This window comes from Methylobacterium sp. HJ2 (assembly GCF_056431005.1).
The window spans coordinates 208,156-221,184 of record NZ_JBWJYM010000008.1 but is presented as its reverse complement, the minus strand read 5'-3'; the positions used below and the strand labels follow the sequence as shown (position 1 = coordinate 221,184).

Sequence of the window (13,029 nt, the reverse complement as noted above, 5' to 3'; positions counted from 1 at the left end):
CGCTCGCGTGCGGCGCGCGCTCTCTCACCTGTCGTTTGCGGCGCGGGCCTGCAAGTCCCACATCGCGCCGGTCGCCGCGACGCCGCGGCAGACCGAGGGAGGGGCGCATGGGTTTTCTCGACGGATTGCTCGGCCACGGCAGCGATCTCGCGCCCCGGGAGGTCGACGAGCAGATGGCCGGCATCCTCACCGAGGGCGAGGCCGTGCGCATCGCCTTCCGGGTGATCCGCGACCTGTTCGTATTCACCGACAGGCGCCTGATCCTGGTGGACCGGCAGGGGCTCACCGGCCGCAAGGTCTCCTACCTCACGGTCCCGTACCGGGCGATCACCAGCTTCTCCGTGGAGACGGCGGGCACCTTCGATTTCGATTCGGAGCTGAAGATCTGGGTCTCCGGCCGGGCCGAGCCGATCCAGCGGACGCTGCGCCGGGGCGCCGACATTCTGGGCATCCAGCAGGCCATCGCGTCCTCGTTGAGGTGACGCGATCCCGCTTGCGCCGTCGGCCCGCTCTTGCCAGCGGGCGAAAAACCCCTTAAGGGCCGCCCCTCGCGTTCGCTCCGGCCGGGGGCTGAACGGACGGTGCCGCTTTGCCGGCGCAGGGGTTCGCCCCGTCGTCCCGTGTCTCCGCCTTCGATCAACCGCTCGGGCCATCACAACGGCTCGAAGGGCTTGGCGCCGGGCGACCCGCGAATGAACCGGCCCGGCGTTCCAAGGAACGCGCCTGGGCCCATGTCACGCTGAAGGGCCCGTAATGCCTCTCTACGAACACGTGTTCCTGGCACGCCAGGACGTCACGTCTCAGCAGGTCGAGACGATGATCGACACCTACAAGGGTGTCCTCGAGCAGAACGGCGGGCGTCTCGAGAAGATCGAGATGTGGGGCGTCAAGTCCCTCGCCTACCGTATCAAGAAGAACCGCAAGGCGCACTTCACGCTCCTCAACATCGACGCCCCTCCGGCGGCCGTCGCCGAGATGGAGCGCCAGATGCAGATCTCGGAAGACGTGCTGCGCTTCATGACGATCCGCGTCGAGGAGCTCGAGCAGGAGCCGTCGGCGATGATGCAGAAGCGCGACCGCGACGACCGCAAGGATCGCGAGCGCGGGCGCCGTCGCGACGACGACGGCTTCGGTGGTGGTGGCGGCGGCTTCGGCGGCGACCGCGACCGTGGGGACCGGGGCGACCGGTCCGAGCGCAACTTCGGGGAGAACTAAGTCATGGCCTTCGGTGCTGCTGGCGGCGGTGGCCGTCGTCCGTTCTTCCGGCGTCGCAAGACCTGCCCCTTCTCCGGCGCCAACGCGCCGAAGATCGACTACAAGGACGTGAAGCTCCTGTCGCGCTACGTCTCGGAGCGCGGCAAGATCGTCCCGTCCCGCATCACGGCGGTCTCGGCCAAGAAGCAGCGCGAGCTCGCCCAGGCGATCAAGCGCTCGCGCTTCCTCGGCCTGCTTCCCTACGTCATCAAGTAGGATCCGGCGGGAGCGTCATGCTCCCGCGCGGTATCTGAATTCGACCGGCCCGGGTTCGTCCCGGACCGGTCCCACCAGATCCAGAGAGCGACGGCGCGGTGCCCTCGCTCGATCGTTGGGGCGGATCGCGCCCCTAACCCCGGCCGTAGGACGCGGACCGGCGGGACAGCGGGTGTGACGTGACGCAGTATCTCGGCATCGGTATCGGCGCGGGCCTCGTCTCCGCCCTCCTGTTCGGCGTGCTGCTGAAGGGGACGACGCTCGCCTTCCTGCTCAACCTGATCTCGCCGCTGCCGATCCTGATCGTCGGGCTCGGCTGGAGCCACCGTGCAGCGCTCGCCGCCGCGGTCACCGGCAGCCTCGCCCTCGCCCTCATCGTCTCGCCCTCCCTCGGGCTCGGCTTCGCCGCCTATCTCGCGCTGCCCGCGTGGTGGCTCGCCTACCTGTCCATGCTCGGCCGCCCGGCGCCCGAGGAGGCCCGGCCTGGCTCCGAGCCCGCAGCCCTGGAATGGTACCCGACCGGCCGCTTGCTCGGCTGGATCGGAGCCACGGCCGGCTGCGCCGTGGTGGCGATCGCGCTCCTGTCCTCGCCGAGCTACGAATCCTACCGGACGCAGATGCATCGCATCGCCGCCAGCATGGTGCGCATGCAGCTCGGCGAGCGCGGACCCGCGCCGAGCACCGCCGGATCCGAGGTCGCCAAGCCGGAGGCCGGCGCGGCGCCGGAGGCCGGCGAGAGCGCGGGCACGGACGCGGCCGAGGTGCGGCGGACCGATCTCCAGGCCGAGCTGGCCGAGGCGATGGCGCAGATCGTCCCGGGCGTCGCCGCGACCGGCCTCGCGCTGCTTCTCGTCTTCTATCTCTGGGCCTCGGCGCGGATCGTGCGCATCTCCGGCCGGCTGCTGCGCCCCTGGCCGGACCTGCCGGCGACGGCGATGCCGCGGGCGATGCTCGGCCTGATGGGCGTCGCCATCGTCCTCACCTTCGCGCCGGGCTATGCCGGCGTCCTCGGCACGGCGCTGGTCGGCTCGCTCTGCGCGGTCTTCGCCCTGCAGGGGCTGGCCGCCTTCCACGATCGCAGCCGCGGGCGCCCCGGGCGCGGCGCGCTGCTGATCGGCCTCTACGTGATCCTGTTCGTGACGCAGGGCATCGCCCTTGTCGCCCTCACCCTGTTCGGCCTCGCCGACACCGCCCTCAACCGTCGCCGACCCCAAGATCGACCCAAGGCCCGCCCCCGCGGCGGCCCGGCGGCCTGAGACCCTTCGCCCGAGAGCGAATCATCTGAGAGAAGGACGATACCGATGGACGTGATCCTGCTTGAGCGCGTGGCCAAGCTCGGCCAGATGGGCGAGACCGTGAAGGTCCGCCCGGGCTTCGCCCGCAACTTCCTGCTCGCCCGCGGCAAGGCGCTCCGCGCCACCGAGGCCAACAAGAAGCACTTCGAGGCCCAGCGCGCCCAGCTCGAGGCGCGCAACCTCGACCGCAAGAAGGAGGCCGAGGCCATCGCCGAGAAGCTCGACGGCCAGAGCTTCGTGCTGATCCGCCAGTCGGGTGAGACCGGCGTGCTCTACGGCTCGGTCTCCACCCGCGACCTCGCCGAGGTCGTCACCAAGGAGGGCTTCAGCGTCGATCGCGGGCAGTTCGTGCTGAACCAGCCGATCAAGACGCTCGGCCTGCACGTTGTGCCGGTGTCGCTGCACCCCGAGGTCGAGGTGAAGATCACCGTCAACGTCGCCCGCAGCCCCGAGGAGGCCGAGCGTCAGGCCCGCGGCGAATCGGTCACCGAGCGCGAGGCCTTCAACCTCGACGACCTCGGCCTGGAGGTCGGCATGGCGTTGGCCGATGCCGGCGAGGGTGCCGACGACCGCGGCTGAGGCCCGGCCACGCACCGGATTCCGGTGGAGAACGGGGACGATCGGCCCGAAGGGTTGACAGGTTCCTTATTTGTTCCAGCATGGACGCCCGTCGCTCACCCGAGCGGCGGGCGTTCGCGCGTCGGCGATCCCGCCGCCGGCGGGTCCGGCTAAGCATCGGTCAACCTTACCGGTGCCATGGTCCTGGGGATCTTGGATGAGCGCGGCCCGAGCGGGACGCGCCGGAGGAACGAGCCGATGGCCCTGCCGAATGCCCTGACGGCCAAGCTCGAAGCGGTGCAGGCGGAGTACCGGGTTCAGCCGCACAACATCGACGCGGAGCAGGCGCTCATCGGCGCGATCCTCGTCAACAACGACGCGTATTACCGCATCTCGGACTTCCTGCTGCCCGAGCACTTCATGGAGGAGGCGCACCAGCAGATCTTCCAGGTCGCCGTCTCGCTGATCAAGGCCGGCAAGCTCGCCACGCCCATCACCATGAAGACCTATCTGGGCGACGCCGATTTCGGCGGCCAGACGGTGATGCAGTACCTCGCGCGCCTGGCCGCCGACGCCACCACGGTGATCAACGCGGGCGAGTACGGCCGCACCATCTACGATCTCGCCATCCGGCGCCGGCTCATCACCATCGGCGAGGATCTGGTGAACGGCGCCTACGAGGCCCCGGTCGAGCAGGCCCCGCGCGATCAGATCGAGCAGACCGAGCGGCGCCTCTACGAGCTCGCCGAGGCCGGCCGCTACGACGGCGGCTTCCAGAAATTCTCAGAGGCTTTGACCACGGCCGTGGACATGGCCGCCAAGGCCTACCAGCGCGAGGGCAAGCTCTCGGGCATCGCCACCGGGCTCACCGACCTCGACGCCAAGATGGGCGGGCTGCAGCCCTCCGACCTGATCATCCTCGCGGGCCGCCCGGCGATGGGCAAGACCTCGCTCGTGACCAACATCGCCTTCAACATCGCCAAGGCCTACCAGGGCGAGAAGCAGGCAGACGGAACGCTGAAGACGGTCAACGGCGGCATCGTCGGGTTCTTCTCCCTCGAGATGTCCGCCGAGCAGCTCGCGACCCGCATCATCGCCGAGCAATCGGGCGTTCCCTCCTACAAGATCCGCCGCGGCGACATCCGGCCGGAGGATTTCTACAAGATCACCGACGCCGCCCGGGACATGCACACCATCCCGTTCTACATCGACCAGACCGGCGGCATCTCGATCGCCCAGCTCGCCGCCCGCGCCCGCCGGCTCAAGCGCCAGAAGGGCCTCGACCTGCTGATCGTCGACTACCTCCAGCTCCTCTCGGGCTCGGGCAAGCGTAGCGACAACCGCGTGCAGGAGATGACCGAGATCACCACCGGCATGAAGGCGCTGGCCAAGGAACTCGCCGTGCCGATCATCGGCCTGTCCCAGCTCTCCCGCCAGGTCGAGAGCCGCGACGACAAGCGCCCCCAGCTCTCGGACCTGCGCGAATCGGGCTCGATCGAGCAGGACGCCGACGTGGTGATGTTCGTGTTCCGCGAGGAATATTACGTCGGCAACAAGAAGCCCCGCGAGGGCACCGAGGAGTTCTTCGCCTGGGAAGCCGAGATGCAGCGCGTCCACGGCAAGGCCGAGGTCATCATCGGCAAGCAGCGCCACGGACCGACCGGCACCGTGGAGCTGCAGTTCGACGCCAACATCACCCGCTTCTCGAACCTCGCGCAGAGCGAGCGGCTGCCCGAGCAGATGTGAGACCACTGGGGACCGCTGGCAGCTTCAGCGGTGGTCCAGCCCCGGCACGGATTGTGGTAGCCTACCCTGGTCCTGAACGACCGGAGACGCGCGGTGGCGCTCGCGACGAAGAGGCGGACGCCCGAGCCGCCGACCCTGAACGATGTCTACGAGGGCGAGCGGCAGCTGATCGGCATCCTGCTCGCCCATCCCGAAACCTACCCGTCCGTCGCCCGCATCCTGCGGGGCGGAGACTGGACGCAGGCCTTGCACCGCGGCGTGTTCGAGGTCGCGGGCCGCCTCGCGGCGACGGGCCTGCCGGTCGTGGGAGAGACGGTGCTGTCCGCCGTTCTGCCGCATGTCGGCGATGTCGGGCCGGACGGCACGCCCGCGGAGGCCTATCTGGCGGCGCTGGCCGCGGTCGCCGCTGCCCCGCACGACGCCGAGCCGATTGCCCGCCGCCTCGCGCAGGCCGCCCGGACGCAGGACCGTCCGAGCCTCCACGATCGCGACATCCATGCCTGGGCCTTCGAGCAAGCCCAGCTCATCCGGCGCGGTCGGTTCTCGGCCCTGGATGCCCTGAACCTCGCCGAGGAGATCGAGGACTTGGGCAACGAAGTCTATCGCCGGCTGGAGAGCGCCTTGCGCGTCACCCTCCTGCATCTCCTCAAGTGGGATCGCCAGCCGGGCCGGCGCACGCGCAGCTGGACCCTGTCCATCCGCAACGGGCGCCTCGATGCGCAGGACCTCCTCGACCTGCATCCGAGCCTGAAGGCCCGGCTTCCCTCCGCCATGACCAGGGCCTATCGCCGGGCCCGGATCGACGCTGCGGGTGAGACCGGCCTCGACGAGGAGACCTTCCCTGAGGCCTGCCCCTACGATCTCGACACGCTGATGAGGCGGCCGATCCCCTGGCTGCCGGGAGAGGATTCCTGACCAGCCTGCCGGAAACCCGATCCGCGACGCCCGACGGCCATCCGGTCGGCCACGGCGCCCGCCTCACCGTCGATCTGTCCGCCATCGCCGAGAACTGGCGCCGCCTCGGCGCCCGCGCGCCGGGCACGCCCTGCGCGGCCGTGATCAAGGCCGACGCCTACGGATGCGGGCTCGGCCCCGTCGCCCGCGCTCTGTGGCGCGCGGGCTGCAGGACCTTCTTCGTGGCCCATCTCTCCGAGGGCGAGACGGCGCGGGCCGCGCTGCCCGAGGCGACGATCTACGTGTTGAACGGGCTGCCTCCGGGCGCCGCCGAGGCTTTCGCCCGGAGCCGGCTCCGGCCCGTGCTCGGCGCGCGGGAGGAGCTCGACGAATGGGCGGCCTTCGCCCTCGGCTGCCACCCGGCGGCGCTCCACGTCGATACCGGGATGAACCGCCTCGGCTTCTCGCTCTCCGACGCCCTTGCGCTCGCCGGCGATCCGCGTCTGGCGCAGGCCGGGATCGATCTGGTGATGAGCCATCTCGTCAGCGCCGAGCGGCCCGACGACCCGGTCAACGCCCGCCAGATCGCCGATTTCGCCCGCGCGCGCGGCGCGTTCCCGGGCCTGCCCGCCTCGCTCGCCAATTCCTCGGGGATCTTCCTGGGCACGGCCGCGCACCACGATCGGCTGCGCCCGGGCTACGCCCTGTTCGGCGGCAATCCGACGCCGGGACGCCCCAACCCGATGCGGCCGGTGGTCCGGCTCGAGGCCGAGATCGCCCAGGTCCGCACTGTCGAGGGGGGAGCAGGCGCCGGCTACAACGCGGCCTGGATCGCCCCCGGTCCGCGCCGGCTCGCCACCCTCTCGCTGGGCTACGCGGACGGCTATCCCCGCGCGGCGAGCGGGCGCGGCCATGCTCTCGTCGGCGGGGTGCCCTGCCCGATCCTCGGCCTGATCTCGATGGATCTCATCATCCTCGACGTCACCGAGGCACCCGAGGCAAGGCGTGGCACCGGTGCCGTGCTGATCGGCGACGGCCTCGACGTGGACGCGGTGGGGCGTGCGGCGGGCACGATCGGCTACGAGATCCTGACCGGCCTGGGTTCCCGGTATGTTCGCCATTATGTAGAGTGAGCGCCGCGAGCCCTCTCCAGACCTGCCGGACAGAATGGCCAAGATCCACCAGACCTTCGTCTGCCAGTCCTGCGGCGCGGTCTATAACCGCTGGCGCGGGCGCTGCGAGGCCTGCAACGGCTGGAACACGATCGTCGAGGAGACGCCGGGCGGCTCCGCCCAGGGCGGACCGGTCGCCACCCGTCCGGCCCGGGCCCGGGGTCGCGTCTTCCCGCTCGAGGGCCTCACCGGCGAGGCCAAGCAGGCGCCGCGCATCCCGAGCGGCATCGCCGAGCTCGACCGCGTCACCGGCGGCGGCTTCGTGCGCGGCTCCGTGATCCTGCTCGGCGGCGATCCCGGAATCGGCAAGTCGACCCTGCTGATGCAGGCCTCGGCCGCGATGGCGGCCACCGGCGAGCGCGTCGCCTACATCTCGGGCGAGGAGGCGGTCGGGCAGGTGCGCCTGCGGGCCGAGCGCCTCGGGCTCGCCGACCGGGCGGTGGAGCTCGCCGCGGAGACCAACGTCGAGGACATCGTCGAGACCCTGTCGCAGGGGCGCCCGCCCGCGCTGGCGATCATCGATTCGATCCAGACCATGTGGACCGAGACCGTCGAATCGGCTCCCGGCACGGTCACGCAGGTGCGCTCCTCGGCCCAGAGCCTGATCCGCTTCGCCAAGACCACCGGCACGGCGGTGATCCTCGTCGGCCACGTCACCAAGGACGGGCAGATCGCGGGGCCGCGGGTGGTCGAGCACATGGTGGACGCGGTGGCCTCCTTCGAGGGCGACCAGGGCCACCATTTCCGCATCCTGCGCGCGGTGAAGAACCGCTTCGGCCCTACCGACGAGATCGGCGTGTTCGAGATGACGGACGGGGGCCTTGCCGAGGTTCCCAATCCCTCCGCCCTGTTCCTGGCCGGACGCGACCATCAGGCCGCCGGCACCGCGGTCTTCGCCGGGATGGAGGGCACCCGCCCACTCCTCGTGGAGATCCAGGCGCTGGTCGCGCCCTCGGCGCTGGGCATGCCGCGCCGGGCGGTCGTCGGCTGGGATCCGAACCGCCTTTCGATGGTGCTCGCGGTGCTGGAGGCGCATGGCGGCATCCGGCTCTCGGGCCACGACGTCTACCTCAACGTCGCGGGCGGCCTGCGCATCACCGAGCCCGCCGCCGACCTCGCGGTGGCCGCGGCCCTGGTCTCGTCGCTCTCGGGCGCCACGCTGCCGCCCGAGACCGTCTATTTCGGCGAGATCGGGCTCTCCGGCGCGATCCGGCCGGTGGCGCAGGCCTCCGCCCGGCTGAAGGAGGCGCAGAAGCTCGGCTTCGCCAAGGCCCTGCTGCCCCAGGGCCGCGAGACCGCAGACAAGGCACTCGCCACCGAGACGCTGCGCCACATCGCCGACCTCGTGGCGGGCATCGCCGCCAACGGTCCGAAGCGCGGCGGGCGCGGCCGCAGCAACGCCCCGCGCTACGAGGAGGCCGATTGAGGGGTCGCGCCGGGCCACCTCGCGCGGCGCGGGATTCGTTGACCATGCGCTGAGGTTGCGGCCCGGGGGACCCGATTGTAACGGAACCTTTTCTCCGCCCGGCTAGACCTGAGGCCGTGCAACGGCCGGGCCGAGAGGCAGATGGACCTTCCCACCCTCTGGTACCTGACCATCGGCACGCTCCTCGTCGGTCTCGGGATGACGCTGTGGGAGCGGCAGGCGCACCCCGAGCGAGCCCGCATCCTCGGGATCTGGGCGTCGAGCTACGCCGTCTTCGCCATCGGCTGCGTCGTCGCCATGAACCGCGGCTCCTTTCCGGGCGTCAGCGGCGCGGCCCTGACGAATCTCCTGATGGTGCTGGGCTATCTCCTCGTCCGCCACGGGGCCGCCCGCCTCGACGGACCCGTCGGCGTCGGGCGCCCCGCCCTCGCCCTGGCCGCCCTCGCCCTGGTCTGGACCTTTGCCGGCGGCCACTTCCCGGCGGCGTTCTGGAACTACCTCGCCTCGCTGCCGATCGCCCTCGCCTGCGGCCTGACCGCCTGGACGCTGCTCCGCAGCCGCACGGCCCGGGGCCTGCGCTCGCGCCCGCTCGCCGCCGCGGTCTTCGCCGGGCACGGCCTGTTCAACCTAGTCCGCGCGCTCGCCACCCCGGTCCTCGTGGCGTCGTACGGGGAGAGCGTGCTGCCGATCCTCGCCAAGACCACGATGTACGAGGCCGTGCTGTATTCCGTCGCGATGCCGATGGCCTTCCTCGCTCTCATCCGCGAGGAGGCGCAGGCGCGGCTGCTGGCGGATGCACGGACGGACTATCTCACCGGCCTCGCCAACCGCCAGGGCTTCTTCGAGCGGGGCGCGCGGACCCTCTCCGGGCTCGGCCCCGACCGTCCGGTCACGCTGCTCGCCTTCGATCTCGACCACTTCAAGGCGATCAACGACCGCCACGGGCATGCGGCGGGCGACGCGGTGCTGCGGCTGTTCGCCGACATCGCCCGCGCGGCGGTCGGGCCCGATGTCCTCCTCGCCCGCCTGGGCGGCGAGGAATTCGCCGCCCTCCTGCCGGACCGGCCGGGCGGCCCGGCGCGACAGCTCGGCGAGCGCATCGCCCGCGATTTCGCCGCCGCCGCCATCGATGGCGACCTCGGCATCCCGGCGACCGTCAGCATCGGGCTGGTCCAGGCGGGATCGGGCGTGCGCGACCTGCCGGACATGCTCGCGGCGGCCGATCGCGCGCTCTACCGGGCGAAGGCGCTCGGCCGGAACCGCCTGGAGGTCTCCGAGCCCGCGGGCGTCGCGGCGGCGGCGTGAGGCCGCGGTGGGCGACCCCCCGGAGCGCTTCGTCGAGCGAGGGTGACGGCTGAGGTTCGGCAGGATATACAGGCGCCCGCGGTCCTGGGGAGCCGCAACCCTCGTCCGCGTCGCATCTCCCCGCACGTCCCGAATCGCCCGATGCCGTTCTCCGTTCTCGATCTCGTCGTGCTCGGCATCGTCGTGGTCTCCGCGCTGCTCGCCGCCGTGCGCGGCGTGACCCGCGAGGTGCTGGCGATCATCGCCTGGGTGGCGGCCGCCGCCGTGGCGTGGTCGTTCCACCCGATGCTCCTCCCCACGGTGAAGCAGCACGTCAACAGCGACACCGTCGCCCTCGTCGCGTCGATCGCGGCGATCTTCCTCGTCACGCTGATCGTCGTCTCGATCATCACCGTGAAGATCTCCGACGTGGTGCTCGATTCCCGCATCGGCGCCGTCGATCGCTCCCTCGGCTTCCTGTTCGGTGCCGCCCGCGGCTTCCTGATCTGCGTGATCGGCTGGGTGTTCCTGTCCTGGCTGGTCCAGGGCAAGGTGCCCGATTGGGCGGCCCAGGCCCGCTCGCGTCAGATGCTCGAGAAGTCGGGCGACGCGCTGGTGGCGCAGCTGCCCGAGAATCCGGAAGGCTTCCTCAAGCGCTTCAAGAAGCCGAAGGGCGAGACGCCGCCGAACGAGGCTGTGGACGCGCCCGCGGATGGCGACGTGCCGGCGCAGCGGCGCACCGAGACGGCGCCCGCGGCCCCAGCCACGACCGGATCGCGGCGCTGACCTGCACGCGCCGACGCTTGGTAGCGGCGGTGCAAACGCATAGATAGCCGGCATGTTGGCCGTGCCATCGACCGTCGCTTCCCGGAGCGATGGCGGCCCCGTCGTTTCCGCCCGCCGGTAGCGCGGGACATCGGCGGCAACCAGGGATCGACTGCGAGCATGTCCGACCGCGCCGTTGTTCACGCCCCCGCCGATCTCGACCTCGAGGGCGACACCCTGCGCGAGGAATGCGGGGTCTTCGGCATCTTCGGCCACCCGGAGGCCGCAGCGATCGTGGCGCTCGGGCTCCATGCCCTGCAGCATCGCGGGCAGGAGGCCGCCGGCATCGTCTCCTTCGACGGCTCGGTGTTCCATTCCGAGCGCCGTCCCGGGCTGGTCGGCGATTCCTTCTCGGACGGCGAGACCATCGAGCGCCTGAAGGGCCGCGCCGCCATCGGGCACGTGCGCTACTCGACCACGGGCGGCACCATCCTGCGCAACGTGCAGCCGCTCTTCGCGGAGCTCGCGAGCGGCGGGCTCGCGGTGGCGCATAACGGCAACCTGACGAACGCCCTGTCGATCCGGCGCGACCTCGTGCGTGACGGCGCCATCACCCAGTCGACCTCGGACACGGAGGTGATCCTCCATCTGGCGGCCCGCTCGCGCAAGCCCCGCATCATCGAGCGCTTCATCGACGCGCTCCAGGCGATCCAGGGCGCCTACGCCATCGTGGCGCTGACGAACAAGAAGCTCATCGGCGCGCGCGACCCGCTCGGCATCCGCCCCCTCGTGCTGGGCGAGCTCGACGGCCGCTACATGCTGGCCTCCGAGACCTGCGCCCTCGACATCATCGGGGCGAAGTTCGTGCGCGACATCGAGAACGGCGAGATCGTGGTGATCTCCGAGGAGGGAATCGAGTCGATCCGCTTCGCCGAGGCGCGCCCGCTGCGCCCGTGCATCTTCGAGTACATCTATTTCGCGCGCCCGGATTCCGTGGTGAACGGCAAGAGCGTCTACGCGGTGCGCAAGAACATCGGCCACGAGCTCGCCCGGGAGACGGCGGTGGCGGCCGACGTCGTCGTGCCGGTGCCCGACAGCGGCGTGCCGGCCGCGCTCGGCTTCGCGCAGGAGACCGGCCTGCCCTTCGAGATGGGCATCATCCGCAACCACTATGTCGGGCGCACCTTCATCCAGCCGACCCAGTCGGTGCGCGAGCTCGGCGTGCGCATGAAGCATTCGGCCAACCGCGCGGTGATCGAGGGCAAGCGCATCGTGCTGGTGGACGACAGCCTCGTGCGCGGCACCACCTCGGTGAAGATCGTGCGCATGATGCGCGAGGCCGGCGCCACGGAGGTGCATTTCCGCATCGCCTCGCCGCCGATCACGCATCCCGATTTCTACGGCATCGACACGCCCGAGCGCGAGAAGCTGCTCGCGGCGACCCACGATCTCGAGGGCATGCGCCGCTATATCGGCGCCGACACGCTGGCCTTCCTGTCGATTCCCGGCCTGTACCGGGCGATGGGCGAGGCCGAGCGCGACGCGGCCTGCCCGCAATACACCGACCATTGCTTCACCGGCGACTACCCGACCGGCCTCACCGATCTCGCGATCGCCGGGCCGAAGCGCTTCGCCATGCTGGCCGAGGCGGACTGACCCGATGCCCGAGCGTATCCTCGACGGCCGCGTCGCCGTCGTCACCGGCGCCTCCCGCGGCATCGGCCGCGCCGCCGCCCTCGCGCTGGCGGAGGCCGGCGCCCACGTGATCGCGGTGGCGCGCACGCAGGGCGCGCTGGAGGAGCTGGACGATGCCGTGCGGGCGCGCGGGTCGAGCGCCACGCTGGTCCCCCTCGACATCACCGATTCCGACGGCATCGACCGGCTGGGCGCGGCGATCAACGACCGTTGGAAGCGCCTCGACATCGTGGTCGGCAATGCCGGCATCCTCGGCAACCTGATGCCGATCGGGCACATCACCCCGAAGGTGTGGGCGCAGGTGATGGACGTGAACGTCACCGCGAACTGGCGGCTGCTGCGCTCGTTCGATCCGCTGCTGCGCATGTCCGATGCCGGGCGGGCGATCTTCGTCTCGTCGGGCGCGGCCGCCAAGTGCCGGGCCTATTGGGGCCCCTACTCGGTCTCGAAAGCCGCGCTCGAGGCCCTGGTGCGGACCTACGCTGCCGAGAACGCCAACACGGCGGTCCGGGCGATGCTGCTGAATCCGGGGCCGCTCCGCACCGCCATGCGGCAGGCGGCGATGCCGGGCGAGGATCCGGAGACCCTGAGGACGCCGGACGACCTCGCCCCCCATTTCGTCCGGTTGGCGGCGCCCGATTGGAGCGAGACGGGCAAGATCTACGATTTTCCGACCGACCGGGTTCAGGAATTCCGCGCGCCCGCATAGAGAGGGTCGGAGCCG

The 13,029-nt window shown here is 70.9% G+C and carries 13 protein-coding genes; all 13 read left to right on the top strand.

Annotated elements, in window-relative coordinates:
* Positions 1 to 107 precede the first annotated feature (107 nt).
* Entirely contained in the window at positions 108 to 482 is a 375-nt protein-coding gene (locus ACS5RC_RS19685) for a PH domain-containing protein (RefSeq protein ID WP_478345596.1), read from the top strand.
* A gap of 271 nt (positions 483 to 753) precedes the next feature.
* Positions 754 to 1,215, top strand: a complete 462-nt coding sequence (gene rpsF / locus ACS5RC_RS19680; RefSeq protein ID WP_478345595.1) for a 30S ribosomal protein S6 — start codon at positions 754 to 756, stop codon at positions 1,213 to 1,215.
* Positions 1,216 to 1,218: 3 nt separating this feature from the next.
* The gene (gene rpsR / locus ACS5RC_RS19675) at positions 1,219 to 1,470 is read left to right on the top strand and encodes a 30S ribosomal protein S18 (protein ID WP_478345594.1); all 252 of its coding nucleotides are present in this window, start codon (positions 1,219 to 1,221) and stop codon (positions 1,468 to 1,470) included.
* Positions 1,471 to 1,649: 179 nt separating this feature from the next.
* Entirely contained in the window at positions 1,650 to 2,726 is a 1,077-nt protein-coding gene (locus tag ACS5RC_RS19670) for a DUF2232 domain-containing protein (RefSeq protein WP_478345593.1), read from the top strand.
* A 45-nt stretch (positions 2,727 to 2,771) separates the two neighbouring features.
* Positions 2,772 to 3,344, top strand: coding sequence for a 50S ribosomal protein L9 (rplI, locus tag ACS5RC_RS19665; protein ID WP_478345592.1), 573 nt, complete (start codon positions 2,772 to 2,774; stop codon positions 3,342 to 3,344).
* A gap of 237 nt (positions 3,345 to 3,581) precedes the next feature.
* Positions 3,582 to 5,069: a replicative DNA helicase gene (locus ACS5RC_RS19660; protein ID WP_478345591.1), complete on the top strand. Its 1,488-nt coding sequence runs from the start codon at positions 3,582 to 3,584 to the stop codon at positions 5,067 to 5,069.
* Positions 5,070 to 5,162: 93 nt separating this feature from the next.
* Positions 5,163 to 5,984 (top strand): DUF29 family protein, encoded by an 822-nt coding sequence (locus ACS5RC_RS19655; protein WP_478345590.1) that lies wholly within the window; start codon positions 5,163 to 5,165, stop codon positions 5,982 to 5,984.
* A gap of 5 nt (positions 5,985 to 5,989) precedes the next feature.
* Positions 5,990 to 7,096 carry an alanine racemase gene (gene alr / locus ACS5RC_RS19650; protein ID WP_478345697.1) on the top strand — a complete coding sequence of 369 codons (1,107 nt, stop codon included), beginning with the start codon at positions 5,990 to 5,992 and terminating at the stop codon, positions 7,094 to 7,096.
* A gap of 34 nt (positions 7,097 to 7,130) precedes the next feature.
* Positions 7,131 to 8,561 carry a DNA repair protein RadA gene (radA, locus tag ACS5RC_RS19645; protein ID WP_478345589.1) on the top strand — a complete coding sequence of 477 codons (1,431 nt, stop codon included), beginning with the start codon at positions 7,131 to 7,133 and terminating at the stop codon, positions 8,559 to 8,561.
* A 141-nt stretch (positions 8,562 to 8,702) separates the two neighbouring features.
* Positions 8,703 to 9,866 (top strand): GGDEF domain-containing protein, encoded by a 1,164-nt coding sequence (locus ACS5RC_RS19640; protein WP_478345588.1) that lies wholly within the window; start codon positions 8,703 to 8,705, stop codon positions 9,864 to 9,866.
* A gap of 141 nt (positions 9,867 to 10,007) precedes the next feature.
* The gene (locus tag ACS5RC_RS19635) at positions 10,008 to 10,631 is read left to right on the top strand and encodes a CvpA family protein (protein ID WP_478345587.1); all 624 of its coding nucleotides are present in this window, start codon (positions 10,008 to 10,010) and stop codon (positions 10,629 to 10,631) included.
* Positions 10,632 to 10,790: 159 nt separating this feature from the next.
* A complete protein-coding gene (purF, locus tag ACS5RC_RS19630; protein WP_478345586.1) occupies positions 10,791 to 12,266 on the top strand; it encodes an amidophosphoribosyltransferase in 1,476 nt (491 codons plus the stop codon).
* A 4-nt stretch (positions 12,267 to 12,270) separates the two neighbouring features.
* Positions 12,271 to 13,014, top strand: coding sequence for an SDR family NAD(P)-dependent oxidoreductase (locus tag ACS5RC_RS19625; RefSeq protein WP_478345585.1), 744 nt, complete (start codon positions 12,271 to 12,273; stop codon positions 13,012 to 13,014).
* Positions 13,015 to 13,029 lie beyond the last annotated feature (15 nt).

Excerpts from the sequence above, each read along its gene's own strand:
- ACS5RC_RS19685 (WP_478345596.1), top strand. The coding sequence starts at position 108 with ATGGGTTTTCTCGACGGATTGCTCGGCCACGGCAGCGATCTCGCGCCC.
- rpsF (WP_478345595.1), top strand. The coding sequence starts at position 754 with ATGCCTCTCTACGAACACGTGTTCCTGGCACGCCAGGACGTCACGTCT.
- rpsR (WP_478345594.1), top strand. The coding sequence starts at position 1,219 with ATGGCCTTCGGTGCTGCTGGCGGCGGTGGCCGTCGTCCGTTCTTCCGG.
- rplI (WP_478345592.1), top strand. The coding sequence starts at position 2,772 with ATGGACGTGATCCTGCTTGAGCGCGTGGCCAAGCTCGGCCAGATGGGC.
- ACS5RC_RS19660 (WP_478345591.1), top strand. The coding sequence starts at position 3,582 with ATGGCCCTGCCGAATGCCCTGACGGCCAAGCTCGAAGCGGTGCAGGCG.
- radA (WP_478345589.1), top strand. The coding sequence starts at position 7,131 with ATGGCCAAGATCCACCAGACCTTCGTCTGCCAGTCCTGCGGCGCGGTC.
- ACS5RC_RS19640 (WP_478345588.1), top strand. The coding sequence starts at position 8,703 with ATGGACCTTCCCACCCTCTGGTACCTGACCATCGGCACGCTCCTCGTC.
- ACS5RC_RS19635 (WP_478345587.1), top strand. The coding sequence starts at position 10,008 with ATGCCGTTCTCCGTTCTCGATCTCGTCGTGCTCGGCATCGTCGTGGTC.
- purF (WP_478345586.1), top strand. The coding sequence starts at position 10,791 with ATGTCCGACCGCGCCGTTGTTCACGCCCCCGCCGATCTCGACCTCGAG.
- ACS5RC_RS19625 (WP_478345585.1), top strand. The coding sequence starts at position 12,271 with ATGCCCGAGCGTATCCTCGACGGCCGCGTCGCCGTCGTCACCGGCGCC.